The organism is Xanthomonas axonopodis, assembly GCF_001304695.1.
GTDB classification, from domain to species: Bacteria; Pseudomonadota; Gammaproteobacteria; order Xanthomonadales; family Xanthomonadaceae; genus Xanthomonas; species Xanthomonas axonopodis.
In genome coordinates this window covers 1-25,321 of the sequence record NZ_JFAQ01000015.1, presented here as the reverse complement: position 1 = coordinate 25,321, position 25,321 = coordinate 1, and the positions used below count along the sequence as shown (strand labels likewise).

Here is a 25,321-nt window from a genome sequence, read left to right as displayed (position 1 = left end):
CATCTGGAAAGCCGTGGAATGCACTTTGCACGACTGTTCTGACTGGACCTGAAAAACATAACGCCGGAATCTACCCGGCGTTATGTCATGGCTGGGAAATAGTCAGAGGCGGGAGCCGCAGTTGCGAATCCCCACTCCCGAATCTCAGTTCCGGCGTCAGTTAGCCTTATGAATCGCGCGCTTGCTCACCGCCATGGCGGCATCTTGGATCGCCTCGGACAGCGTCGGATGGGCGTGGCAGATGCGGGCCAGATCGTCGGCCGAGCCGTTGAACTCCATCGTCAGCACGCCTTCGTGCACCAGTTCGGAGACGCCCACACCCACCAGGTGCATGCCCAGCACGCGGTCGGTTTCGGCATCGGCGAGCACCTTGACGAAGCCGGCCGGCTCGCCCATGGCGACCGCACGGCCGATCGCCGCGAACGGGAAGCTGCCGGCCTTGTAGGCGACGCCTTCGGACTTGAGCTGCTGCTCGGTCTTGCCGACCCAGGCAATTTCCGGCTCGGTGTAGATCACCCACGGAATGGTGTCGAAGTTGACGTGACCCGGCAGGCCGGCGATCAGCTCGGCCACCGCAATGCCTTCCTCGAAGCCCTTGTGCGCCAGCATCGGGCCGCGCACGCAGTCGCCGATCGCCCACACGCCATCCACGCCGGTGTGGCAGTGCCCATCGACCTCAATCTGGCCGCGGTCGGTGACCTTGACGCCAGTGCCTTCGGCCAGCAGGTTCTTGGTGGCGGCCTTGCGGCCCACGGCCACCAGCAGCTTGTCCACGGTCAGGGTCTGCTCGCCAGCTGCGTCGGTGTAGCTGAGCACCACCTGCTTGGCGTCGCCGCTGCCAGTGATCTCGGTCTTGCCGACCTTGGCGCCGAGCTTGATGTCCAGACCCTGCTTCTTGAATTCCTTTAGCGCGGTCTTGGCCACTTCGGCGTCGGCCAGTGCCAGGAAATCCGGCAGCGCTTCGAGGATGGTGACCTCGGCGCCCAGGCGCTTCCACACGCTACCTAGCTCCAGGCCGATCACGCCGGCACCGATGACGGCCAGACGCTTGGGCACGGCGGTGAAATCCAGGCCGCCGACGTTGTCGACGATGGTGTCGCCGTCGAACTTGGCGAACGGCAGTTCGATTGATTGCGAACCGGCCGCCAGGATCACGTTGGTGCCCTTGAGCTCGATCTCGCCGCCTTCATGCTGGGTCACCTTGACGATGTTGCCCGGTTGCAGCTGGCCGAAGCCGTAGTACGGGGTGATCTTGTTGGCCTTGAACAGCATCGCGATGCCGCCGGTGAACTGCTTCACGATCTTGTCCTTGCGGCCGATCATGGTGGGCACGTCCATCTTGGCGTCGTTGAAGCTGATGCCGTGGTCGCCGAACAGGTGACCCATGTTCCAGAACTGGCGCGAGGAATCCAGCAGCGCCTTGGACGGGATACAGCCCACGCGCAGGCAGGTGCCGCCCAGCGCCGGCTTGCCGTCCTTGCCGAGCGCCGCGTCGATGCAGGCGACCTTCATGCCCAACTGGGCCGCGCGAATCGCCGCGTGATAGCCGGCCGGACCGGCACCGATGACGACGACGTCGAATTGTTCTTGTTCGCTCATTCTTCGCTCACGAGATTGGGAATTGGGGATTCGCAAAACGCAGGATGCTCGGGACCGGGACGCTTTCGCCAATCCCGAATCCCGAATCACCAATCCCGGCTTTCATCACAGACCGAACAGCATCCGGCCCGGGTTTTCCAGCTGGTTCTTGATGTCGACCAGGAACTGCACCGAATCCTTGCCGTCGATGATGCGGTGGTCGTAGGACAGCGCCAGGTACATCATCGGGGCGATCACGACCTGGCCGTTCTCGGCGATCGGACGTTCCTTGATCGCGTGCATGCCCAGGATGGCGCTCTGCGGCGGGTTGATGATCGGCGTGGACAGCAGCGAGCCGAAGGTGCCGCCGTTGGTGATGGTGAAGGTGCCGCCCTGCAGATCGTCCAGGCCCAGCTTGCCGGCGCGCGCCTTGGCGGCGTAGTCGGCAATGCCTTGTTCGACATCGGCGAATGACTGGCGCTCGACATTACGCAGCACCGGCGTGACCAGGCCCTTGTCGGTCGACACCGCAATCGAGATGTCGCTGTAGCCGTGATAGATGATGTCGTCGCCGTCGATCGAGGCATTGACCAGCGGGAAGCGCTGCAGCGCGTTGGCCGCGGCCTTGACGAAGAAGCTCATGAAACCGAGCTTGATGCCGTGCGCCTTCTGGAACTCGTCCTGCAGTTCCTTGCGTGCGGCCGAGACCTTGGCCAGATTCACTTCGTTGAAGGTGGTCAGCATCGCAGTGGAGTTCTTGGACTCCATCAGGCGCTTGGCGATGGTCTTGCGCACGCGGGTCATCGGCACGCGCTCTTCCGGGCGAGCACCAGAAGCCCTGCCAACGCCGCCGGCCTTGGCGAAGTTGACGATGTCTTCCTTGGTCACCGCACCGCGACGGCCGGTGCCTTCGACCTGCGACGGATCCACGCCCTGGGTGATCGCGGAGAAACGCGCACCCGGCGGCAACGCATCGGCAGCGGACTTGGACGCAGCAGCAGGAGCGGCGGCCGGCGCCGCAGCGGCCGGCGCCGGTGCAGCGGCCTTCTTCTCGTCAGCCGGTGCAGCCGCAGCCACGGCGCCTTCTTCGATGATCGCCAGGATCTGGTTGCTGGTGACCGTGCTACCGGTGTCGAACTTGATTTCCTTCAGCACGCCGTCGACCGGCGAAGGAACTTCCAACACGACCTTGTCGGTTTCCAGGTCGACCAGATTCTCGTCGCGCTTGACCGCTTCGCCGGCCTTCTTGTGCCAGCTGGCGATGGTGGCGTCGGAAACGGATTCGGGCAGTACCGGAACTTTGACTTCGGTGGCCATTCGGGGAGTGTCCTAGGGTTTTCGTTCTTTGGGGAAGAGGAGTTATTCAGCGACTTGGTCGTTGAACGGGTTGAGCAGCGCATCGGCGACCAGCTTCTGCTGCTCGATGATGTGGTCGGCCATGTGGCCGGCGGCAGGCGAGGGCGAACGGGCACGGCCGGCGTAGTGCAGGCTCTGACCGCCGGCCAGGCAGAAGTTGAGGTGGTGGCGGATCTGGTACCACGCACCCTGGTTCTGCGGCTCTTCCTGGCACCACACCACGTCGGTGACGTTGGCATAGGCCTTCAACTCGGCGGCCAGCTGCGCACGCGGGAACGGATATAGCTGCTCCACACGCAGGATGGCGACATCGTCCTGGCCGCGCTTGGTCTGGTCTTCGAGCAGGTCGTAGTACACCTTGCCCGAGCACAGCACCACGCGCTTGACCTTGGCCGCATCGGCCTTGGCGTCCGGGATGAGATGCTGGAACTGCCCGTCGGCCAGTTCTTCCAGGCTCGACACCGCCAGTTTGTGGCGCAGCAACGACTTGGGCGTCATCACCACCAGCGGCTTGCGGGTGGTCATGCGCATCTGGCGGCGGATCATGTGGAAGCACTGCGCCGGCGTTGTCGGCACGCAGACCAGCATGTTCTCCAGCGCGCACAGCTGCAGGAAGCGCTCCAGACGTGCAGAGCTGTGCTCCGGGCCCTGGCCTTCGTAGCCATGCGGCAGGAACAGCGACAGACCCGCGATGCGGCCCCACTTGGCTTCGCCGGCGGCGATGAACTGGTCGATCACCACCTGCGCGCCGTTGGCGAAGTCGCCGAACTGCGCTTCCCAGATGCACAGCGCATTGGGGTCGGTGGTGGAGTAGCCGTATTCGAAGCCCATCACCGCTTCTTCGCTCAGCAGCGAGTCGATGACAGTGGCGTCTTCCGGGTTCTGTACCAGCTGGCGCAGCGGCAGGTAGTAGTCGTCGGTCTTCTGGTCATGCAGGATCGCGTGACGGTGGAAGAACGTGCCACGACCGGCGTCCTGGCCAACCAGGCGCAGCTTGTGGCCTTCGGCCAGCAGCGTGGCGTAGGCCAGGTTTTCGGCAAAGCCCCAGTCGCCAGGCTGATCGCCGGCAGCCATCTTGACGCGATCTTCGTAGATCTTCGCCACGCGGGCGTGCAGCTCCACGCCTTCGGGGATGGTGGTGATCAGCTTGGCCAGACGGTCCAGCTGCTCGCGCTTGACGCGCGTGTCCACCGGATCGGCAGCGGTGCCAACCAGGTACTTGGACCACTCGATGGCGAATTCGTCCGGCTTGCGCTTGGCCAGTTCGGTGGTGTATTCGCCCGAATCGAGCTTATTGCGGTAGACATCCACCAGCGCCTTGGCCTCGTCGGCGCTCAGTACGCCTTCGCTTTCCAGCTTGGCGGCGTACAGCTCGCGGGTGGTCTTGTGCTTGCGGATGGTCTGGTACATCACCGGCTGGGTCGCTGCCGGTTCGTCGGCTTCGTTATGGCCCCAACGGCGGTAGCAGACCAGGTCGATGACCACGTCCTTCTTGAACTGCTGGCGGAATTCGTAGGCCAGCTTGGAGACGAACATCACCGCGTCCGGGTCGTCGCCATTCACGTGGAAGACCGGCGCGCCGATCATCTTGGCCACGTCGGTGCAGTACAGCGTGGAGCGGGCATCGTCGCGGGTGCTGGTGGTGAAGCCAATCTGGTTGTTGATGACGATATGCACGGTGCCGCCGACCGCGAAACCGCGCGCCTGCGACATCTGGAACAGCTCCATCACCACGCCCTGGCCGGCGAATGCGGCGTCGCCATGGATCAAGATCGGCAGCACGGTCTTGCGCTCGGCATCGCCGAAGCGTTCCTGGCGCGAGCGCACACTGCCGACCACGACCGGATCGACGATTTCCAGGTGCGAAGGGTTGAACGCCAGCGCCAGATGCACCTGCTTGTCGGTACCAACGGCGATGTCGGCCGAGAAACCCATGTGGTACTTGACGTCGCCGGTATGTGCGCGGTCGTCATGGGCATGCTCGAACTTGCCTTCGAATTCGTCGAACAGCTTGCGCGGGTTCTTGCCCAGGGTATTGACCAACACGTTGAGGCGGCCGCGGTGGGCCATACCGATCACGATGTCCTTGACCTGATCGTTGCCGGACTGGCGAATGATCTCGTCCATCATCGGAATCAGCGAATCGCCGCCTTCCAGCGAGAAACGCTTCTGGCCGACGTACTTGGTATGCAGGTAGCGCTCCAGGCCTTCGGCGGCGGTCAGCCGCTCCAGGGTGCGCTTGCGGCTGGCCGCATCGCCTGCGATCTTGCCGCCGGCATCTTCCAGGCGCTTGTAGATCCACTGGCGCTGGTCGAATTCCTGGATGTGCATGAACTCGGCGCCGATGGTGCTGGCGTAGGTCGCCTTCAGGCGCGTCAGCAGATCCTTCAGCTTCATCCGCGGCTGGCCACCGACGCCGCCGGTGCTGAACTCGCTGTCCAGATCGGCCTGGGACAGGCTGTGGAACGGCAGGTCCAGATCGGGTGGGTTGACCGGCGGGGTCAGGCCCAGCGGGTCGAGCTGTGCGCCGAGGTGGCCACGCGCGCGGTAGGCGGTGATCAGGCGGCCGACATTGCGCTCGCGTTCGTCACTGGCGCCTGAGCCAGTGCCGGCGTTGGCAGCTTGCTTGGAGGCAGCGAGGATGTGGGCGATGGCTGCCGAGTGCGGGACATCACCGGCACCGCGACCTTCGAAACCATCGAAGTAGCTCTTCCACTTAGGATCGACACTGTCCGGGGCGACGAGGTACTGCTCGTACAGATCCTCGATATAGGCGGCGTTACCGCCGGCGAGCTGCGATGACTGCGCGAACTGCTTTAGGAGATTATCCACGATGGTAAGTCGGGTCTGCTGTGGGGATGATTGTGCGGAAGCGGCAGGGCGAGATGCCCCGTCGGTCGGTCTCAAATCTCGAAAATTATACCCCCTTGCGCTTGTGAGGGGGCGTCTGCAAGCTGACCGGCGGGGTAGACCAATTTTGTGCGCGCCTACCTGCAAGGGGCGCTGCGGCGTTAGATGCCTAGCGCGCGTGGCTCGCTCCAAAGGGCGCTGCGCTCCCATATCTGCGCGAATTCGCGCTCCAACTGGCGGCTGCGCGCTGCGCCCGACAGCCAGGTTTCGCCATCATCGAAGCGATGACCTGTTGGACGAAAGTAGTAGGCGTCGTCGCCGACAACATAGACCGATGCAAAACTTGCATCGACCGGGTCGCTGACCGCGCGGAACCGGAACACGCTGGGCAGGCGCTGTGCCAGGCGCAGCATCGCGCTGCTGCTGGCCGCGGCGCTGGCGGTGTCTTGCACCAACACATGCACGCGCTTGTCGTGGCGGGCGGCGGCAAAACGGCGCAGCGCATCGAGCACCGCCGCGTTGTCGAACAGGGGCGGGTCCAGGGCGCGGGTGTAGATCAGCACCTGGCGGCGCGCGGCGCACAGCAGCCCGGTGGTGGCAGCCAGGGCTGCGGTGAAGGTGTCGACTGCCATCGGGCCGTCGAGGCGACGGTGCACGACGGTTCCGGGGGCATCGTGGGTCTGGCCGATGCGCGGCGGTGAGGAGAGGGGAGCGGCGTCGGGCAGAAAGCCCAGGCGCGCGAAGACCGCTTCCGCGGTGGGGGTGGGGCATGCGCGCAGGCTGGGCCAGTCGTGCTGGCGGGCGGTATCGACGGCGGCAGCGAGCAGCTGGTCGGCCACGCCACGGCGGCGCCAGTCGGGCAGAACGCCGAGCCGGTCGAGACGGCGGTCGGCGGTGAGCCGCACCGAGGCGACCATCTGGCCATCGACGCGTGCGGCCAGATGCAGGCTGAGCGGGTCCAATGCGTCCCACTCGGCACCGCCGGTGGCGCCAGCGGTGTTGGTGGCGCAGGCCAGCCGCAGCGCACGCAGCGCCGTGGCATCGGTCGCCGGGTTCAGCGTGACGATCTGCAGGCTGGCGTGCGCGGTCATGCGGGCCTGGTGGTGTGGTCGCTGTCGTTCGAATCGGCCGCGTCGGCGATCTCGCTGTCGACGTCCTGCTCGGCGTCTTCGCCGGGCTCGACTTCGGCATCCAGCGCCTCTGCCGGGGTGCCGGCAGCGTCGGGAACCTGTTCGACATCGGCGTCCGCATCGATGTCCTCGTCCGTCTCCGGCGCGTCGTCCTCGGCGTCTTCGTCGTCGTGGTCGGCGGACACGCTCAGGGCATGCGCGTGGTCGTCGTCTGCAATGTCGTCTTCGGCATCTTCGTGGGCGCGCTGATAGTGGCCCTGTGCCAGCAGCTCCAGCACCACCTCACGGCCACGCGGCGACAACTGCGCGTACAGCGTGCCGTCGATCTCTTCGGCCGCGGCCAGCCGGTACGCATCCTTGGCCGACAGCGCAAACTCCAGGCCGCTGCAGAACAGCGTGGCGCCGCGCTTGGCACGCCGCCAGGCCAGCCGCGACCACGGGTGGCGGTGCAGCAGCACGCCTTCTTCCAGCGCCTGCTCGACCGCTTCGCGCGGGATCGGCTCGTGCGCCGGCACCACGTCGCCGGAGGCGCGGTAGGTGGTCATGAAACGGCCGAACCAGTCGCCCAGGCGATCCGGGTCGTTCATGCGCAGCGCATTGAGCGCTGCGACTACGCGGTTCATCGCGGTGACGTCGATTTCGTAGGGATCGGCCGGCACCTTGAGGTCTTCGTCGTGATAGCGCACGGCCTCGTCGGCATCGGCGATCAAGGTGTCCAGGTAATCGCCGATCAGCTCGGCCGAGGACGGTGCGCGGGTGCCGATGGAGAAGGTCAGGCACGCGTCTTCGGCCACACCGTGATGCGGGATCAGCGGCGGCAGGTAGAGCATGTCGCCTGGGCCCAACACCCAATCGTGGGTGGGCTTGAACTCGCGCAGCAGCTTGAGCTCGACATCGTCGCGGAACGCCAGCGGCGTGGCCTTGCGGCCCTGGACGGTGCGCGCGTCGATCTGCCAGCGGCGGTGGCCCTGGCCCTGCAGGAGGAACACGTCGTAATGGTCGACATGCGCGCCTACCGAACCGCCGGTGGCGGCGAAGCTGATCATGATGTCGTCGATACGCCAGCGCGGCAGGAAGCGGAAGTGCTCCAGCAGGGTACGCACGTCGGCGTCCCATTTGTCCACGTCCTGCACCAGCAAGGTCCAGTCATGGTCGGGCAGCCCGGGGAAATCGGTTTCCTGGAACGGGCCGGTACGCACGTCCCAGCCGTCGGTGGCGCGGTCGTGGCTGATCAGGCGCGCCAGCACGCCGTCTTCGCAGGCCAGACCGGCCAGGTCTTCCGGCTGCAGCGGCGAGGCGAAATCCGCGAACGCATTGCGGATCAACAGCGGGTGCTTTTGCCAGTAATTGCGCAGGAAACGCTCGACCGGCATACCCAGCGGCTGTCCCGGACGGGCCTGGACTTCGATGGCAAGTGGGGTCGCTTTACGTACGGCCATTTGGGGTCCTTACACGATGTAGAAGAGAGTGCGGTGCGCGGCATCGGCCGGCGCCAATGGCCTATTGTCGACTGCCCGAGCCGGATGTGCACCTGTGCGGCGTGCAGCGTGCCGGCTCCCGTTCGCCGCTGCAGGGCTGGTCAGCGTTTCCGATTGCTTCTTCGTGTGATGGCCTTCGAGCGGCATGGTGGCGCTCTCCGCGCACGCCGATCGCCGCGTGCGCGGAGAGCGCATGGCACGCATCACATCACCTTGTTGCCGCTGCCGCGGTCGTCCAGCGAAGGTTTGCTGGAGGGGTTGACGGTGTTGTCGTTGCCCGAAAACCGTACCTGTTTCACGGCGCGCGCCAGCACCAGATTCTTGTTGCCCTGGATGTCCACGTGATCGACATCGGTCAGATTGAGCGTGTTGTCGTGACCGCTCACGCTGAGCTGGCCAAGTTGCTTGTTGAGCACCGTGAAGTTGCTTCCCTCCAGCCGAATGCTGCGTGCGGTGTCCAGATTCATCGCGCCACGCGAGGCGGTAATGGTGACCATGCCGCACTCGCCGTGCAGGATCCATTCGCTGTCATCACGGGTCAGCCGGACATCCTTGCCGGCACAGTCTGCGCCCTGGCCGGATCGGTCAGGGTGGTCGAGACCGCCGACAGCGCCTGTGCAGCGGGGCCGTCGCCACCGCATCCACTCAGTGCAACGACGCTTGCCAGCGTCACCAGGGACAGTGCTGTGTGAGTGACGCGCATCGCCGATCTCCTGAAAGTGAGGCCGGCACGATAGCAGTCAGGTTCGGTCACCCATGTGCAGGCGCTCGACGGGCGTCCAGTCCGCTGACGACGTGCGACGCATCCGACGCGAGCTGCCGTGGCGTCGTCATCGCTGGCTTGAACGTGCTCCATCGGCATGCGGTGATGCCGATGAAGGCTCGCCGATGAAGCTTCGCCGATGCGTCGATGACGTGGCCCGCTTCGCAAGTTCCCACCGCGCGTGCGGTTCGGTCAGCTCAGATCGCGCGCGCCAACTGCTCGGCCAGGCCGGTGTAGGCGCCGGGGGTGAGCGCGCGCAGGCGCTGCTTGTCGTCTTCCGGCAGTTGCAGGCTTTCCACCAAGGCCTGCATCGAGGCGGCGGTGATGCCCTGGCCGCGGGTCAGGGCCTTGAGCTGTTCGTAGGGGTTCGGCAGGCCGTGGCGGCGCATGACCGTCTGCACGGCTTCGGCCAGCACTTCCCAGGCGGCCTCCAGGTCGGTATCCAGACGCTCGGGATTGACGGTGAGCTTGCCCAGGCCCTTGGCCAGCGAATCCAGCGCGACCTGGGTGTGGCCGAACGCGGTGCCGAGTGCGCGCAGCACGGTGGAATCGGTGAGGTCGCGCTGCCAGCGGCTGATCGGCAACTTGGCGGAAAAGTGTTCGAACAGCGCGTTGGCGATGCCGAAATTGCCCTCGGCATTTTCGAAGTCGATGGGGTTGACCTTGTGCGGCATGGTCGAGGAGCCAACTTCGCCCTCTGTCAGCTTCTGCTTGAAATAGCCCAGCGAGATATAGCCCCAGATGTCGCGCGCCAGGTCGATCAGGATGGTGTTGGCGCGGCGGCTGGCATCGCCGATTTCGGCCACGCTGTCGTGCGGCTCGATTTGGGTGGTGTAGGGGTTGAACACCAGGCCCAGGCTTTCCACGAAACGCTGTGCGAACGCCGCCCAGTCCAGGTTCGGGTACGACACCAGGTGCGCGTTGTAGTTACCGACCGCGCCGTTGATCTTGCCGGTCAGCTCGACCGCGGCGATCTGCTTGCGCTGGCGCTCCAGGCGCGCGACCACATTGGCAATTTCCTTGCCCAGCGTGGTGGGCGAGGCGGTCTGGCCATGGGTGCGCGAGAGCATCGGATGGGAAGCCTGAGCATGGGCGAGGGTGCGCAGCGCGGCGATAATGCCATCCAGGCTGGGCAGCAACACTTCGCTGCGGGCCTGCTCCAGCATCAGCCCGTAGCTGAGGTTGTTGATGTCTTCGCTGGTGCAGGCAAAGTGCACAAATTCCAGTGCCGGCCCGAGCTCGGCGTCGTCGGTGAGCTGCTCCTTGATGAAGTACTCCACCGCCTTGACGTCGTGGTTGGTGGTGCGCTCGATCTCCTTGACCCGCGCGGCATGGGCCACGCTGAAATCGTCGGCCAGTGCGCGCAGCCGCTGCGCGGCAGCCGGCGAAAACGGCGCCAGCTCGGCAATGCCCGGCTCGGCGGCCAATGCCAGCAACCATTCGATTTCGACCCTGACCCGCGCCTTGATCAGGCCGTATTCGGAGAAGATCGGGCGTAGCGCGTCCACCTTGGAGGCGTAGCGGCCGTCGAGCGGGGACAGGGCGAGCAGGGCGGAATCCGACATGGGCAAGAGAGGCAGCGGTGACGGTGGGGCCAGCATTCTACGCCGCCGGCGCCGCGGGCAGGCCGGTGCGCTGCAAAACCGGTCCCTAAGCCCACGCCAGCGCGGGCTGAATGGCGGGCTACCTGCGTAGCAGAGGAGCCCGCCATAGCGCAATCTGCGTTTTATGGTGGGGTTCCCCGCACTGTTCCGGCCTGCCATGCGCCCGATCTTCGCTCGCCTCACCCTCGCGATCTTGCCCGCCGCGCTGCCCGCCGCTGCGCAGGATGCCGACTTCGCCGCGCAGGCGGCGGCGCTGTATCGCACCCCGCCCGCGATCGCTGGCTGCCGCGCCGGGGACCTGCAGCCGGCGCAGCGACAACGCGTGCTGGCGCTGATCAACGATATCCGTCGGCTGCACGGTCTGGAGGAGGTCGACGACGACCCGGCGGCCGAGCCCGAAGCCACCCAGGCGGCCCTGGTCATTGCCGCCAACGGCCGCCTCAGCCATACGCCGACGCCGGACTGGCGCTGCTATTCCGATACTGCGGCCAAGGGCGCGCGCCGTAGCCTGATCTATGGCGGAGTCAGCTCGCCGCTGCTGGGTTTTTCCAGCGCCGAACAGATCGTGGTCGAGTGGCTGACCGACGCCAACAATGTCAGCGCCGGTGGACTGGGTCACCGCCGCTGGCTGCTGGATCCGTTTCTGCAACGCGTCGCCTTCGGCATGGTGGCCGGTCGCGAGGGCAGTGCGTTCAGTAGCGGTGCCGCGCTGCGCTTCGTTCCGGCGGTGGGCGTCGCCGCGCGCACGCGCGAGGATTTCATCGCCTGGCCGATCGGTGAGTATCCGCGCCGCTACTACGCCGACGATGCGCTGTTGTCGTTCACCGCATTGCCGGACCGCAACCGCAAATTTGCCAACCGCGATGTCGACTACGCCGATGCGCAGGTGCAGATCAGCGAGCGTGGCGGACGCCAGTTGCAGGTGCGCGACCTGAGCGACGACCATGAAGGTTTCGGGGTGCCCACAGCCTGCAGTTCCGGGTGCCGCGCTTGCAGCCGGGTGTGATCTACGAGGTGACCATTCGCGGGGTGAAGTTCTGCGGGCAGTCGCGCGATTACCGTTATTGGTTTCGCATCGGCCAATCGCCTGGCGCGTCCGCCGAATGAATCGACGGCATCAGCTTGCCGCGTCGACGGCTTCGCCCACCGGGCGCACCGTGACCGCCTGGATGCGATGGCCTGCCATGCGCCGCACGGTCAGCAGGTGGCCATCCAGTTCCAGCGTTTCGCCTTCCTCGGGCAGGCGCTGCAGCTGATACAGGATCAGCCCGCCGACCGAATTGACGTGGTCCGGCGCGCTCAGATCCTGGCCGAGCAGGCGTTCCAGGCGGAAGATCGACGTGCTGCCGGCGACCAGCAGCGAGCCGTCCTGGCCACGGATCGGGGCATCGCGCACCACATGGTGGTGCTCGTCCTCGATGTCGCCGACCACCACTTCCAGCAGGTCTTCCAGGGTGAAGAAGCCCAGGATGCGGCCTTCTTCTTCCACGCAAAGCGCCAGATGGGTGGTGCCGGTGCGGAATTGTTCCAGCGCGCTGGGAATCGGCGTTTCCAGGGTCAGTACGGTGGGAGGGCGCAGCAGCGGGCGCAGATCGTCCAGGTTCTGGCCGCGTGCCATCGCCACCAGCAAATCCTTGGTGTGCAGGATGCCCAGCACTTGCTCGCCATCGGCATCGAACCAGGGGGGGGGAGCGGCTGTAGCGCGACTCGCTGAATTCGGCCAGTACCGCTTGCAGGGTCATGCCTTCGCGCAGGCTGCGCATGTGCTCGCGCGGACGCATCAGATCGCCGGCGACCAGATCCGGCAATTCCAGCGCGTGACTCATCAAGGCCAGCCCCTGGTCCGGCGCTGCGGCGTTCGGGTCCTGGCGGCCGACGATCAGCATCAATTCTTCGCGTGAGTAACGATGCGAGTGGTGTTCCACCTCGCCCCAGCCGAGCAGGCGCAGAAAGCGGTTGGCGCTGGTATTGAGGACCCAGATGGCCGGGTACATCAGCCAGTAGAAAACGTACAGCGGCGCGGCGGTCCACAACGACATGCGTTCCGGGCGGCGGATCGCCATGGTCTTGGGCGCCAGTTCGCCCAGCACTATGTGCAGGAACGAAATCAGGCTGAAGGCGATTGCCAATGCTGTGAATTGTGCCGCTTCCGGCGACAGGCCCAGCGTATCGAACAGCGGTTGCAGCAGATGTGCGAAAGCCGGCTCGCCGACCCAGCCCAATCCGAGCGAGGCCAGAGTGATGCCGAGCTGGCAGGCCGACAGATACGCATCCAGACCAGATGCGCGTGCACGCCGAGCAGCAAGCGCCCGCGCCAGCCGTTGGTCTGCGCCAGGCCCACCGCCTGGGTGTGTCGCAGCTTGACCAGCGCGAACTCGGCGGCGACAAAAAACCCATTCAACAGCACCAGCAACAATGCCACCAACAGCAGCAGGACGTTACCCAACATGGCCGTCTCCTAGCGCTGCAGGAGCGGTACATCCGCGTGCGACTGCATGTGCAGGAGCGATGAGTAGTGTCGCGGCAACCGATGCGGCACGTGCGTTTCTACAGTCAGGCTCATCGCCCATGGCAGCTTGGTACCTCGTCATGATCAGCAAGCAGTCTAGCCGACAGCGTGCGACGACATCGTCGCAACGCGGCGAGCGAGTATCGTAGACAGCCTCGCCAGCGTGGGTACGCCCGCCGCCAGCCATCCATCACTACAAATCAGCAATGTGCGGAGAGTGCAGATGAGCGAACGTTTCAGGACCGAACACGACAGCATGGGCGAACTGCAGGTGCCCGCCGATGTGTTGTGGGGCGCGCAGACCCAGCGCGCAGTGCAGAATTTCCCGGTGTCCGGGCAGCCGATGCCGCGTGGTTTCATTCGCGCGCTTGGCTTGATCAAGGCCGCCGCAGCCGGCGTCAACGCCGAGCTTGGATTGCTGCCCAAGTCGATCGGCAAGACCGTGCAGGCCGCTGCGTTGCGAGTGGCCGAGGGCAGCTTCGATGCGCAGTTTCCCATCGATGTGTACCAGACCGGTTCGGGCACCTCGTCCAACATGAATGCCAATGAGGTGATTGCCACCTTGGCCACGCGTGCCGGCAAGGATGCGGTGCATCCCAACGACCACGTCAATCTCGGCCAGAGTTCCAACGATGTGGTGCCCACCGCCATTCGCGTGTCGGCCTTGCTCGCTGTGCAGGAACACCTGCAACCGGCGCTCAAGCATCTGCGCAAGACCATCGACAAGCGCGCCAAATCGCTGGATAAGGTCGTCAAGACCGGTCGCACGCATTTGATGGATGCGATGCCGCTCACCTTTGGCCAGGAGTTCGGCGCGTGGTCGGCGCAGCTGAGCTCCGCACAGGAGCGTATCGACGACGCGCTCAAACGCTTGCGCCGCTTGCCGCTGGGCGGCACGGCGATCGGGACCGGCATCAATGCCGACCCGCGTTTCGGTGGCAAGGTGGCCAAGGCCTTGTCCAGCCTGAGCGGAGCCAGGTTCGAGAGCGCGGAAAACAAGTTCGAAGGACTTGCCGCGCAGGACGACGCGGTGGAGTTGTCCGGCCAGCTCAACGCGCTGGCAGTGGCGCTGATCAAGATCGCAAACGACTTGCGCTGGATGAATGCCGGCCCGTTGGCGGGCCTGGGCGAAATCGAACTGCCGGCGTTGCAGCCTGGCAGCTCGATCATGCCGGGCAAGGTCAATCCGGTGATTCCCGAAGCCACCGTGATGGCGTGTGCGCAGGTGATCGGCCACCACACTGCGATCACCATCGCCGGGCAGACCGGCAACTTCCAGTTGAACGTGACTCTGCCGCTGATCGCCTACAACCTGCTGGATTCCATCACCTTGCTGGGCAACGTGTCGCGTCTGTTGGCCGACACCGCCATTGCCGGGCTGAAGGTGCGTCAGGAGCGCGTCCGCGAGGCGCTGGACCGCAACCCCATTTTGGTGACGGCACTGAACCCGATCATCGGTTACGAAAAAGCCGCGGCGATCGCCAAGCGTGCCTACAAGGAGCAGCGCCCGGTGCTCGATGTGGCAAAGGAAGAAAGCGGGCTCGGCGAAGCGGAACTGCGGCGATTGCTCGACCCGGCGGCATTGACGCGTGGCGGTATCCAGGCCGGCGGCGGTGGCGGCGGCTGATCGCTGCTGCGTGTGTAGATGCGCACCCGTGCGCGATGAGGTGTAATCGGTGACTCCTCATCGCGCTGGCGCGTTCCCGCGGGTTTCTTGCTGCTTCCAGCCGCTTGGCTAACCTACGCTAAGCGTCAGTGCCGCTCGGCTTGCACGTTAATGAAACTCTCGCGATATGGCTGCAGCGACGGAATTTCATCCAGCAACTCGCCACTGAGGGTCTGGATTTCCGGCGTAGCGGTCAGCTTGATCGACTTGTACTCGGGATCCGGACCGGCCTCGTTGACCGCCTGTTGACGCAACATCTGCAGGTGGCCGAACAGCAACTGCAGCTTGGCGCGCGTCGGCTCCCTCTGCGGCAGCGCGATGTCGTCGATCTTGAGCGTGCCATCGGGGGTGATTTCGGCATTGGCAGCCGGCGGGCGGCGGATCATCACCGACTGCGTGGTAACCGCAACGCGCGGCTTGCCGCGTTCGGCGCGGCGAGACGACTGGTCGCCACAGGCAGCAAGCGTGCAGAGCAGCAGCGCCATGCAGAGCATCACGAACTTGTTCATGGGGGCGATGGAATGAGGAGAGCGCACTAGTGTAATCCCGCGCCGGCCTGCGGATTGTCAAAGCGGCAGCCCGGTTGACTGGCAACATGTCGCAGCGCATCGTTCCGTTTGGTCGCCGTGTACGCATCGCCGGCTCAAGCGCTCCGGCTGGCCACTCAGCGGCGGCACACGCCATGCGAACAGTTGCCCAGGCCATGCGCACGCAGTTGCTGAGCGTCGCTGTTGGAGCGGTTGCCATATCCTCGCGAACAGTCGTCAATTCGGCGTGGGGCGCATGGGCGCGGCAGTGTACGAGGCGCACATGCTGCACCGTGCACCGACGACGCCCGCCTGGGGGTGGGCGTCGTCGGTCTGCCGGCCGCTCTACTTGCGGCAATCGTCGATGTCGTGCTGCGTCAGGGTCGAATACGGCGCAAACGCCGGCACCAGGTGCGCGGCTGCATCCTGCGCGGTGCGCAGCGTGGCCAGCTGATCGCAGATCTGCAGCGCCTTGTGCTTGAAAAGGTGTCTGCCTCGGCCTCGATCTTGTCGCCCATCTGATCGGAGTTGCCGCTGAGCACGCCCCTGATCGCTTCGCCTGCCGCATGTGCGCCAAACGCCGCGCCCTGGGTGCCGATGTCGATACCCTTCTTGGCCACGCCTTGCACCTGCGCGTAGTAACTGCGCATCGCCTGACGTTGCGCCTGGTTCAAGTCCACCGGTTTGCCGTCGATGCTGAGCGCGCTATCGACACTGATAGTGGCTGCCGGCAAGCCATCGCGCTTGAGCGTCAGGCTCTTGCCGATAAAGGTCACGCCGGCACCATTGGCCTGGCCTGGCCGGAGACGTTGACGGTGGGTTCGGATTTGCCGCAACCCACCAGCAACACGCTCATCACTACCGCCGAAACAAGCAATTTGATCAGCAATTCCCCCACATGCTGAAAGACGTCGTTATTTGTCTGCCGGCACTCGCGTGCTTCCGGTGACATTGCTCACACTGATATCGCCGCTGCCCTTGCGCGCCACGTTCAGATCGCCACGCACTTTGCGGACATTCAATGCGCCTGAAGCGACCGACTCCACGTTGACATTGCCTTGCACATCGCGGATATCGACATCGCCAGAGCCGATCGTGCCGATCTTGATGTTGCCTGCGACGCCGTGCAGCTTGACCTCGCCGGACTGCACTTTCGCCACCTCTGCTGCGCCGTGCACCTCGCGCGCCTTGAGGTCGCCCGAGCCCACTGTCAGCACGCGCAGTGCGCCCAGATCTTCCAGTTCGACATCGCCGGAGCCTACCTTGGCCGTCACGCGGCTCTTGGTGTGACGAATCGTCATGTCGCCCGAACCCACGTCGGCGCTGACTGCTGCGGCCCCGTTGATCTGCGCATCGCCGGAACCTACGTCGAATTGCACCAGCAGCGTGCGGGGCACGCTGCCGCGCAGATCCAGGTAGGAATAGCTGTTGCCGAAGGAAAACCGGCGGTCATCGTTCAAGGTGACCACCAGCTTGTCGCCGACGCGCTTTTGGGTCACGGTCAGGCTCTTGAGCAACTCAGCCCTGGCAGCACAGGCGCGCCCGCTCAGTTTCCCGCCGCCGCTGGGCAAGGCGTCCAGATGCAGGTCGTTGGAGGCGACCTCGAACATCACCGACTTCACGCCTGTCAGTTGCAGGTCCAGGCTGCGTGGTTCGGAGAATTTGCACTGCTCCTCTGCCGCTGCAACACCGGGCAATGCGAGCAGGATGGCCAGGCTCAGGGTCAGGCGCATTGGGATGTCCCTCAGGCTTCGGAGCGCCGACGGCGCAGGTAGATGGAAGCGGCGATCAAGGCGATACCGACGGCTGCGCCAATCCAGATGTCCGCGCTGCCATAGACGCGTGTGCTGTCGGTGTGCTGCAGGGCCCATTGCACCAGGTCGCTGGGGCTTTGCAGGGTGCTGCTGTCCAGATTCCCGCTGACCGCAAGTGGCGACCAGGTGCCGGGCAGGGCGCTGAGCAGGCCGCGGTAGCCGACGACGTACCAAATCCAGCCGATCGGCAGCGACACGCCGGGCATCGCCGACAGAATGCTCAGCATCACGCAGGCCAGCAGCGGGAACAGCACCGCCCACAGGAACGGCTTGCTGTTGGCCCAGGCCGAGCAGAACATCAGCCAGCCCACGGTCGGCAGTGCCCACAACAGGCTCATCGGCACGGTCTTGAGCAACAGCCACAGCAGCGAAAACGGGTGCGAATGGGTCGCCAGCGCCCAGGGGCTGGGCACGCCTGCAATCGATGCGCCAAGGATGGCGATCAGCCACAGCGCCATGCCGACCGCCGCACCGATCACGATGGAGATCAGCGGCGCCAGCAGCAACGCCCAGGCGGCCTTGGACAACACCGTCTGCACGTCCGACACCGGCAACGATTTCCAGAACAGCACGCTGCGGTCGCGGCGGTCGTCGTACAGGCTGCCGAGCGCATAGAAAAACACCACAAACGCCAGGACCACCGAGGCAATGCCGATGCCGCCCAGCAGCAGGCCGTCGCCGACCTGGCCCAGCGTGCGGTTGTATTCGGCCAGATCGTCCATGGTGATGCTGTCGCCGACCATGTTGCGGCGCGCACTGATCGCACCGATCACCGCGCCCAGCAGCGCGAAGAACACCGCAATGCCGCCGGTGATGAACTGTGCCCACACGAAGCCGCCACGGTGCTCCCAATATTCGCGTTTGAGCAGCCAGGCGAAGGTGCGTGCGGGTGATGCTTGGTTGGTCACTGCATTCATGCGTAGGTCCCCTTCATGACCGCAACGAACAGGTCGGCTAGGCCGGGATTGCGGGTTTCGCCAAAACGGGCGAGCTGCTCTTTCGGCGCGCCATCGAACAACATCACGGTCTTGCCGAACGGCAGGCCGCGCTCGTCGATCGGTTTCAGGGCGCGCGCTGCATTCAGCTGGTCGGCACCAACCAGGACTTCGGTGTAGCGCTCGGAGACGTTTTCCATGTCGGCGGTGAGCACGATGCGACCGTCGCGGATGAACATCACATCGGTAAGGATGTGTTCGATTTCTTCGACCTGGTGGGTGGTGACGATGATGGTCTTCTGCTCGTCGAAGTAATCCTCCAGCAGGCGCTGGTAGAACTGCTTGCGGTAGAGGATGTCCAGGCCCAGGGTCGGTTCGTCCAGTATCAGGATGCGTGCTTCGATGGCCATCACCAGCGCCAGATGCAGCTGCACGATCATGCCCTTGGACAATTCGCGCACCCGCGACTTGCGGTTGAGCTGGGTATTGGCCAGGAAGCGCTCGCACTTGGCGCGATCAAAACGCGGGTGCACGCCGGCGACGAAATCGATCGCTTCGCCAACCCGCAGCCAGCGCGGCAGCACCGCCACGTCGGCAATGAAGCAGACCTCGTTCATCAGCGCGTTGCGCTGGGTGCGCGGATCCATGCCGAGCACGCTCAATTCGCCATCGAAATCGGTCAGCCCCATCACCGCCTTGAGCGCGGTGGTCTTGCCGGCGCCGTTGGGGCCGATCAAGCCGACGATGCGGCCGGCGGCGATGGTGAAGCTGGCGTTGTCCAGCGCGAGCCGATGCTTGTAGGCCTTGCGCAGGCCACGTGCGTCGACCACATGGTCGGAGGAGACGGCGGTCATGGTGTTTTTCCCTGTGGCAACAGATCGTCGATGGACAGTCCCAGGCGCTGGATCCTTTCCAGCACGGCGGGCCATTCTTCATTCAAGAAACGCTCGCGTTCGCTGCCACGCAGCTTCTGTGCGGCTTCCGGGGTCATGAACATGCCCAGGCCGCGGCGTTTCTCCACCAGGTTCTCGTCGGCCAGTTCCTGATAGGCGCGCGAGACGGTGATGGGGTTGAGTTGGTAATCGGCCGCCACCTGGCGCACCGAGGGCAGGGCATCGCCAGGCTTGAGAATTCCATCGAGCATCATGGCAATCACCCGTTCCTTGAGTTGGCGGTAGATGGGAGCGCCGTCGCTCCACTGAATGTCGTTCATGATCAGCTCCGTGGGCGCAGGGCCTGCGCGAAGGAGAAATAGGGCATCGACAGCGAAGCGCACACATGCCGGCCAGGCCGGGAAGGCGCTTCGGGGGGAGTTGTCGCGTTTTCCGTAACCGCCTCCGACACGCCATAATCGGCGCCGGACTCCGTCAACTGACTGGAAGCGGCTCCCAGGCAACCAATGGCAAACAGGGTGCTGCCGAACAGCAACAGCGGAACTGGTCGCGTCGAGCGTGTGCTGTTCATGCTTTCCTCTGCGCCGGATGACTGGTGTTGTATTGAACTATAACACTGACGCGCAGGCAGTCAATCGTTTGTCGTTCCCAACTGATGGCACCCCTTATCGGTGCACCGCCTCAACTCTCGAAGGGCATTGCTCATGTTGCTCAATCGTCTGCTAGCTCCTGTATTGACTGGCTTTTTTGCAACAACCGCGTTCGCTGCCGGCACCCCGGTGCTGGATGTGGAATACCGGCCGCTGGCCAGCAAGACGCCAATCAACCTGAACCGTACTTACGGCGGTAAGGTCGTCATGGTGGTCAATACCGCCAGCAAGTGCGGCTTCACCCCGCAGTACGAAGGGCTGGAAGCGCTCAACCAGCGCTTCGGCAGCCGCGGGTTCACCGTGCTGGGCTTCCCGTCCAACGATTTCCAGGGCCAGGAGCCCGGATCTGAGAAGCAGATCCAGGAATTCTGCACGCTGACCTACGGCGTGAAGTTCCCGATGTTCGAAAAGGTCCATGTGCTGGGCGCCGAGGCAACGCCGCTGTATCAGCGGCTGACCCAGGCCACTGGCGTGGCGCCGGGCTGGAACTTCCACAAGTATCTGATCAGTCGCAATGGCCGGGTGGTCGCGCAGTTCCCCAGCAAGATCAAACCGGACGATCCGAGCGTGCTGGCAGCAATCGAACGCGAGCTCAAGGCGCCGGCGCGCTGAGCGCAGCGCTCGCATCGCCGCGCGCGCATGCGACAATGCGCATTCAGCGCCATCGGTGGCGTGTCTTTTCACTTTTGGGAAGTGCATCTAATGAAGATGGGAAAGCGCGGCGCGGCGGCGTCGTTACTGATGGTGGCAATGTCGGCATCGATGCCGGCGATGTCGCAGCAACCGGCCGTAGCGGCCACCAAGGAGAAGCCAGCTTTGAATGCATCGTCTGATAAGAGCACGCGCGACAACGTCAGCTACGCCATCGGTATGGACGTGGCACGTTCGTTCGAGCCGATTGCTCAGGACATCGATGTGAACGCGATGCAGCGCGCCATCGAAAATGCATTCAAGGGCGGCAAGCCGCTGTTGTCGGATGAGCAGACCCAGGCCACCGATACTGCGTTGCGCACTGCGCTCGCTGCCCGCAACGGCCAGCAGGCGCCAGGCATGGCGCCGGGTGCCGCGCCGGCTGCACCGTCCAAGGAAAATGTCGGCCTGATGCTCGGCGATCGCGCGATTGGTCCGTCGCTGGCCGGCATCAAGGACGAGATCGATCTGTCCATCCTGATGGAAGCGGTGCGTACCGTGTTCGCCAAGGGCACCACGCGTCTGACCCAGCAGGAAGCCGCGGCCACCATGCAGGCATTCGCCTCTGCCAAGCAGGGTGCTGCCGCTGCCAACAATCGCAAGCAGGGCAATGAGTTCCTTGCCAAGAATAAGACCGAGAAGGGCGTGATCACCACCGCATCTGGCCTGCAGTACATGGTGTTGCGCCAGGGCAGCGGCGAGCGCCCGATGCGGACCAGCAAGGTGCGTGTAAATTACGAAGGCAAGCTGCTCAACGGGCAGGTGTTCGACAGTTCCTACCAGCGCGGCCAGCCGGCCGAGTTCGGTCTGGACCAGGTCATTCCCGGTTGGACCGAGGGCGTCGCGTTGATGCCGGTCGGTTCTAAATATCGTTTCTGGATTCCTTCCAACTTGGCATATGGCCCGAACGGAACGCAGGGTGGGCCGATCGGCCCCGATGCAACGTTGACGTTCGATGTCGAACTGATGGGTATCCTTCCCTGATCTTTCGCAGGAGGCATTCCATTCCATGCGCGTTGCGATCTTCGGCACCGGCTACGTGGGTCTTGTGACCGGTGCCTGCCTGGCGGAAGTAGGGCATCAGGTCGTCTGCGTGGATATCGATCAAGCCAAGCTTGACGCCCTCAATCGCGTGCAGATTCCGATCTATGAGCCCGGCCTGGAGCCAATGGTGAAGGCCAACCATGCTGCTGGCCGGTTGCGCTTCACCAGCGATGCGGCTGCAGCGATCGCCCATGGCGAGATCACCTTCATTGCCGTAGGCACCCCGGCCGACGAGGACGGGAGTGCCGACCTGCAATATGTGCTTGCAGTCGCGCACACGGTGGGGCGTCATATCGACGGCCCGGCGATTGTGGTCAACAAGTCCACGGTGCCGGTCGGCACGGCCGACATCGTGCGCGCGGCGATCCAGGAGGAACTGGCCGCGCGCGGCGTTGCACACGACTTCGATGTCGTCTCCAACCCCGAATTCCTCAAGGAAGGCGACGCGGTGTCCGACTGCATGCGCCCGGACCGTATCGTGATCGGCGCCACCAAGCCGGCCGCCATTGCGCGTATGCGTCGTCTGTACGCACCGTTCAATCGCAACCGCGATCGCATCGTGGAAATGGACGTGCGTTCGGCCGAGCTGACCAAGTACGCGGCCAACGCGATGCTCGCGACCAAGATCAGTTTCATGAACGAGATCGCCAATATTGCCGAGCGCGTCGGTGCGGACGTCGAACACGTGCGCAACGGTATCGGCTCGGATCCGCGGATTGGCTGGCACTTCATCTATCCCGGCGCCGGTTATGGCGGCTCGTGCTTCCCAAAGGACGTGCAGGCATTGGCCAAGACGGCCGAGCAGTACGGCCTGCAGCCGACCCTGCTTAACGCAGTGGAAAGCGTCAATAACGCGCAGAAGGGCCATCTGTTCGACCTGGTGCAGCGGCATTACGGCACCGAGGGCACCGGCAGTGTCGCCGGCAAGACCTTCGCGGTGTGGGGGCTGGCGTTCAAGCCCAACACCGACGACATGCGTGCTGCGTCCAGCCGTCGCTTGATGGAACAGTTGTGGGAAGCTGGTGCCACCGTGCGCGCCTATGACCCTGAAGCCATTCACGAAGCCAAGCGCATCTTTGGCGAGCGCGATGATCTAACCTTCTGCGACGATGCCTTTTCTGCACTGGAAGGTGCCGACGCCCTGGTCGTGGTCACCGAGTGGAAGCAGTTCCGCAGCCCGGACTTCGGCAAGATCAAGCAGGCCTTGAAGGACGATGTCGTCTTCGACGGCCGCAACCTTTACGACCCGCAGGAGATCGAAGCAGCGGGTCTGGCGTACTACGCCATCGGACGAGGCCGTTCGCTATATGCATGAGCAACTCCCGCTGCACGACCACGCGTTGGAAGCGCGGTTGATCGAATTGGAAACGCGCCTGTCCTTCCAGGAGCAGGCGCTCAACGAACTGAGTGAAGCACTTGCGGACGCCCGTTTGACGGGGGCACGCAATGCCGAATTGATCCGCCACCTGCTCGAGGATCTGGGCAAGGTGCGCTCCACATTGTTTGCCGATGCAGCGGACGAACCGCCGCCTCCGCACTATTGATTGCAGATTGCCACCGCCATGAGCGATACCTTACGTGACCAGTTGCTTGGGTTGGGCTTCAAGTCCGCGCCCAAGCCCGAACGCACACCCGATGCACGGCCCGCAGCGCGTGCACATGGCAATGGTGGCAAGCCAGCACCCGGGGGCAATCGGCCGGGCCCGGGCGGGGGCCCGCAGCGGCCGCATGCCGCTGCGGCGGCCGATGGCAATGGCGAGCGCAAACCCGGTGGCAGGCCCGAGCGTCGGCACGACGGCAAGCCCGGTGCTGCGCCGCGTCCCCAGCATTCCGCTGCAGACCGTCGTGGCCCCAAGCCGGCGCGTATGCGCGAAGATATCGATCTGGCCAAGGCCTATGCGATCCGTGCGCAGCGCGAGAAGGACGAGCGCATCGAAGCCGAACGAGTGAAGCAGGAAGAAGCACGCCTGCGTCGTGAAGCCAAGGCCAAGCTCGAAGCGCTGGTGAAGGACAAGGGCTTGAATGATGCCGCTGCGGATATTGCCCGGCATTTTCCGTATGGCGGCAAGATCAAGCGCATTTACGTCACCGCCGATCAACTCAAGGCGCTCAACGCCGGCGAGCTGGGCGTGCTGCAACTCAACGGACGCTATCTGCTGGTGACTGCCGAGGTACTCGGCGAAGCCGAAGCGGTGTTTGCCCCATCGGTCGCCTTGAAAGTGGACCCGAACGCACCAGCGGGCGACGACCCGTACGCGGATCCGAAATATCAGGTGCCCGACGACCTGGTTTGGTAAGACGCGCGATGCATCGGTGTGCTGTTTGTGGGCGCCTGCGGGTGCCCATTTTTTTGGCATTTTTTCGCAGGCAAGAAGCGCGCAGTTGCCGCGAAAAGCCAGATGGCGGCCATCGGAGTGTCGGACGCAGAGTGCGTGCGGTTGTCTGATCACGGTGCTTCAATGCCATCAAGGCTCACCCTGACCGCTGGCACGGAACACAACCGGCACAGCGCCGCTATACAAGCCGGTCACGGGCGGCGCGGCACCATGCGCGCCGTTACGTGTCGATGCAGGCTGGCGTCCTTTGCCGTGCCCCGGTCCCTGCTTGGTCGCTCTGTCCTGCCAATGGTGCTGCATATGTCCCTGTCGTCGAAATCCTTGCAATCCCGCGCCGTGGCGGCTGTCGAGCCTTGTGCCCGCTGTCGCGTGCCGGTGCGGATGCCGCGCCGAACGGCGTCAGCGGCGGTGATGCTCGCGCTGTGCCTCGCTAGCGGGCACGCCGCCGCGCAGGCAGACCAGGCGCCTGCGTTCGACCGGCCGGGCATTCCGTTCGCTGCGGAGGCGTTGCAGCCGGGTGCGTTTGCCTGGGAGCAGGGCTTGCCTGATGCGAGTACCGATCGCAGCGGCGGGCAGCGCACGACCCAATACACTGCCGACACGCTGCTGCGTCTGGGGTTGTTCCAGAATGTCGAGCTGCAACTCGGGAGCGACAGTTACAACTGGCAGCACGGCGGTGGCGCGCGGGTACGTGGCGGCGGGGACAGCAGTGTCGGGTTGAAAGTGGCCTTGTCATCGCGCTCGGAGAGCTTCCATTGGGCTGCGTTGGGTACTTACAGCGTTCCGACCGGCAGCCCGGCCTTCAGCGACGGCTACTCGCGCGAACTCGGTGTGACCGCATCCTGGGAGCTGGCGCAGCAGCGTGCCATCGCGTTGTACGTCAACTACGCGCGCGACGACGATGGGCACACCTGGACGTTCTCTCCCAATTACACGTTCTTCTCCGGCGACCATTTCAGCAGCTATGTGGAAGCGGGTTTCGACACTGGCAGTGAGCATTCGCGCGTGGTTGGCGCGGGTGGCGCCTGGCAGCTGCCGCATGCGATGCAGCTTGATGTGTCGGTGTTGCGGGGACTGACATCGGAAAGCCCGGACTGGCAGGGCGGCATCGGGCTGTCGATCGCGTTTGAGTGAGTGGCGCAAAGCGTGCTGTCGGGTCGCTGGCCAGTCGGTGCGTTGCTCCGGAATTCTTAGCCTGGTGCGGGATAGACTATGTTGCACTGCCGCATGCAATGGCTGCGCGGAAAAGGCCTAATTGGATCGATCCAATTTGATGCCACTGCATGCGTCTTTTCTCAACCGCAAGGCTTGCCAGGTGACACCTGCCAAGCCGACACCCGAGATGGCTGCGGACGACGATACGCCGGGCGCGCGGCACGGCGCGGTGACGTTACGCGATATCGCCGGGGCCATCGGTGTCTCGCGCGCAACGGTGTCGTTGGTGCTGCGCGGAAGCCCGCTTGTGCATGCAAGCACGCGCGCGCGCGTGCTTGCATGC

Annotated in this window: 20 protein-coding genes and 4 pseudogenes; 9 read left to right on the top strand and 15 right to left on the bottom strand. The window is 64.5% G+C overall.

Annotated features, from left to right (window positions below):
• Nucleotides 1-156: 156 nt before the first annotated feature.
• The 7 genes and pseudogenes from lpdA to purB all read right to left on the bottom strand — a co-directional run bounded on the left by lpdA (nt 157) and on the right by purB (nt 10,720).
• Nucleotides 157-1,599 (bottom strand): dihydrolipoyl dehydrogenase, encoded by a 1,443-nt coding sequence (gene lpdA, locus XAXN_RS01525; protein WP_054318235.1) that lies wholly within the window; start codon nt 1,597-1,599, stop codon nt 157-159.
• A gap of 105 nt (nt 1,600-1,704) precedes the next feature.
• The gene (gene sucB / locus XAXN_RS01520) at nt 1,705-2,895 is read right to left on the bottom strand and encodes a dihydrolipoyllysine-residue succinyltransferase (RefSeq protein WP_054318234.1); all 1,191 of its coding nucleotides are present in this window, start codon (nt 2,893-2,895) and stop codon (nt 1,705-1,707) included.
• A 42-nt stretch (nt 2,896-2,937) separates the two neighbouring features.
• Nucleotides 2,938-5,766: a 2-oxoglutarate dehydrogenase E1 component gene (locus XAXN_RS01515; RefSeq protein ID WP_054318233.1), complete on the bottom strand. Its 2,829-nt coding sequence runs from the start codon at nt 5,764-5,766 to the stop codon at nt 2,938-2,940.
• A gap of 179 nt (nt 5,767-5,945) precedes the next feature.
• Nucleotides 5,946-6,875 (bottom strand): GNAT family N-acetyltransferase, encoded by a 930-nt coding sequence (locus XAXN_RS01510; protein WP_054318232.1) that lies wholly within the window; start codon nt 6,873-6,875, stop codon nt 5,946-5,948.
• Nucleotides 6,872-8,353 (bottom strand): ribosomal protein uL16 3-hydroxylase, encoded by a 1,482-nt coding sequence (locus XAXN_RS01505; protein ID WP_054318231.1) that lies wholly within the window; start codon nt 8,351-8,353, stop codon nt 6,872-6,874. Before XAXN_RS01505 ends, XAXN_RS01510 begins: the two co-directional genes overlap by 4 nt.
• 242 nt (nt 8,354-8,595) lie before the next feature.
• Nucleotides 8,596-9,095: pseudogene (locus XAXN_RS22860) on the bottom strand (DUF3060 domain-containing protein).
• Between the two features lie 257 nt (nt 9,096-9,352).
• The gene (purB, locus tag XAXN_RS01495) at nt 9,353-10,720 is read right to left on the bottom strand and encodes an adenylosuccinate lyase (protein WP_054318230.1); all 1,368 of its coding nucleotides are present in this window, start codon (nt 10,718-10,720) and stop codon (nt 9,353-9,355) included.
• Nucleotides 10,721-10,883: 163 nt separating this feature from the next.
• On the opposite strand from purB, the pseudogene XAXN_RS01490 reads away from it, so the two are divergent.
• Nucleotides 10,884-11,866 (top strand): annotated as a pseudogene (locus XAXN_RS01490) (CAP domain-containing protein).
• Between the two features lie 10 nt (nt 11,867-11,876).
• Here the strand turns inward: XAXN_RS01490 and XAXN_RS01485 are convergent.
• A pseudogene (locus XAXN_RS01485) lies at nt 11,877-13,208 on the bottom strand (hemolysin family protein).
• A 283-nt stretch (nt 13,209-13,491) separates the two neighbouring features.
• On the opposite strand from XAXN_RS01485, the gene XAXN_RS01480 reads away from it, so the two are divergent.
• On the top strand, nt 13,492-14,895 hold the full coding sequence (locus XAXN_RS01480; protein ID WP_054318229.1) for a class II fumarate hydratase: 1,404 nt from the start codon (nt 13,492-13,494) through the stop codon (nt 14,893-14,895).
• A 125-nt stretch (nt 14,896-15,020) separates the two neighbouring features.
• Here the strand turns inward: XAXN_RS01480 and XAXN_RS01475 are convergent, their stop codons facing one another.
• The 7 genes and pseudogenes from XAXN_RS01475 to XAXN_RS20220 form a co-directional block, all read right to left on the bottom strand.
• The gene (locus XAXN_RS01475; protein ID WP_054318228.1) at nt 15,021-15,443 is read right to left on the bottom strand and encodes a hypothetical protein; all 423 of its coding nucleotides are present in this window, start codon (nt 15,441-15,443) and stop codon (nt 15,021-15,023) included.
• Between the two features lie 363 nt (nt 15,444-15,806).
• Nucleotides 15,807-16,350 (bottom strand): annotated as a pseudogene (locus XAXN_RS01470) (DUF2884 family protein).
• A gap of 25 nt (nt 16,351-16,375) precedes the next feature.
• Entirely contained in the window at nt 16,376-17,194 is an 819-nt protein-coding gene (locus XAXN_RS01465) for a DUF4097 family beta strand repeat-containing protein (protein WP_054318227.1), read from the bottom strand.
• Between the two features lie 11 nt (nt 17,195-17,205).
• The gene (locus XAXN_RS01460) at nt 17,206-18,192 is read right to left on the bottom strand and encodes a hypothetical protein (protein ID WP_054318226.1); all 987 of its coding nucleotides are present in this window, start codon (nt 18,190-18,192) and stop codon (nt 17,206-17,208) included.
• Nucleotides 18,189-19,064: an ABC transporter ATP-binding protein gene (locus XAXN_RS01455; protein WP_054318225.1), complete on the bottom strand. Its 876-nt coding sequence runs from the start codon at nt 19,062-19,064 to the stop codon at nt 18,189-18,191. The genes XAXN_RS01460 and XAXN_RS01455 overlap by 4 nt, the downstream gene beginning before the upstream one ends.
• Entirely contained in the window at nt 19,061-19,423 is a 363-nt protein-coding gene (locus XAXN_RS01450) for a GntR family transcriptional regulator (protein ID WP_003483692.1), read from the bottom strand. Before XAXN_RS01450 ends, XAXN_RS01455 begins: the two co-directional genes overlap by 4 nt.
• A 2-nt stretch (nt 19,424-19,425) precedes the next feature.
• Nucleotides 19,426-19,674 (bottom strand): hypothetical protein, encoded by a 249-nt coding sequence (locus tag XAXN_RS20220; RefSeq protein WP_134980406.1) that lies wholly within the window; start codon nt 19,672-19,674, stop codon nt 19,426-19,428.
• A gap of 133 nt (nt 19,675-19,807) precedes the next feature.
• On the opposite strand from XAXN_RS20220, the gene XAXN_RS01445 reads away from it, so the two are divergent.
• The 7 genes from XAXN_RS01445 to XAXN_RS22330 form a co-directional block, all read left to right on the top strand.
• On the top strand, nt 19,808-20,365 hold the full coding sequence (locus tag XAXN_RS01445) for a glutathione peroxidase (protein WP_054318224.1): 558 nt from the start codon (nt 19,808-19,810) through the stop codon (nt 20,363-20,365).
• 90 nt (nt 20,366-20,455) lie between these two features.
• Nucleotides 20,456-21,427: an FKBP-type peptidyl-prolyl cis-trans isomerase N-terminal domain-containing protein gene (locus tag XAXN_RS01440; RefSeq protein WP_054318223.1), complete on the top strand. Its 972-nt coding sequence runs from the start codon at nt 20,456-20,458 to the stop codon at nt 21,425-21,427.
• A 25-nt stretch (nt 21,428-21,452) separates the two neighbouring features.
• Nucleotides 21,453-22,802: a UDP-glucose dehydrogenase family protein gene (locus tag XAXN_RS01435; protein WP_054318222.1), complete on the top strand. Its 1,350-nt coding sequence runs from the start codon at nt 21,453-21,455 to the stop codon at nt 22,800-22,802.
• Entirely contained in the window at nt 22,795-23,031 is a 237-nt protein-coding gene (locus tag XAXN_RS01430) for a SlyX family protein (RefSeq protein WP_042821899.1), read from the top strand. Before XAXN_RS01435 ends, XAXN_RS01430 begins: the two co-directional genes overlap by 8 nt.
• 18 nt (nt 23,032-23,049) lie before the next feature.
• A complete protein-coding gene (locus tag XAXN_RS01425; protein ID WP_338133112.1) occupies nt 23,050-23,784 on the top strand; it encodes a DUF2058 domain-containing protein in 735 nt (244 codons plus the stop codon).
• A 327-nt stretch (nt 23,785-24,111) separates the two neighbouring features.
• On the top strand, nt 24,112-24,957 hold the full coding sequence (locus tag XAXN_RS01420; RefSeq protein WP_054318220.1) for a transporter: 846 nt from the start codon (nt 24,112-24,114) through the stop codon (nt 24,955-24,957).
• A 139-nt stretch (nt 24,958-25,096) separates the two neighbouring features.
• On the top strand, nt 25,097-25,321 hold a 225-nt coding region (locus tag XAXN_RS22330; protein ID WP_167694736.1), incomplete at its 3' end, for a LacI family DNA-binding transcriptional regulator.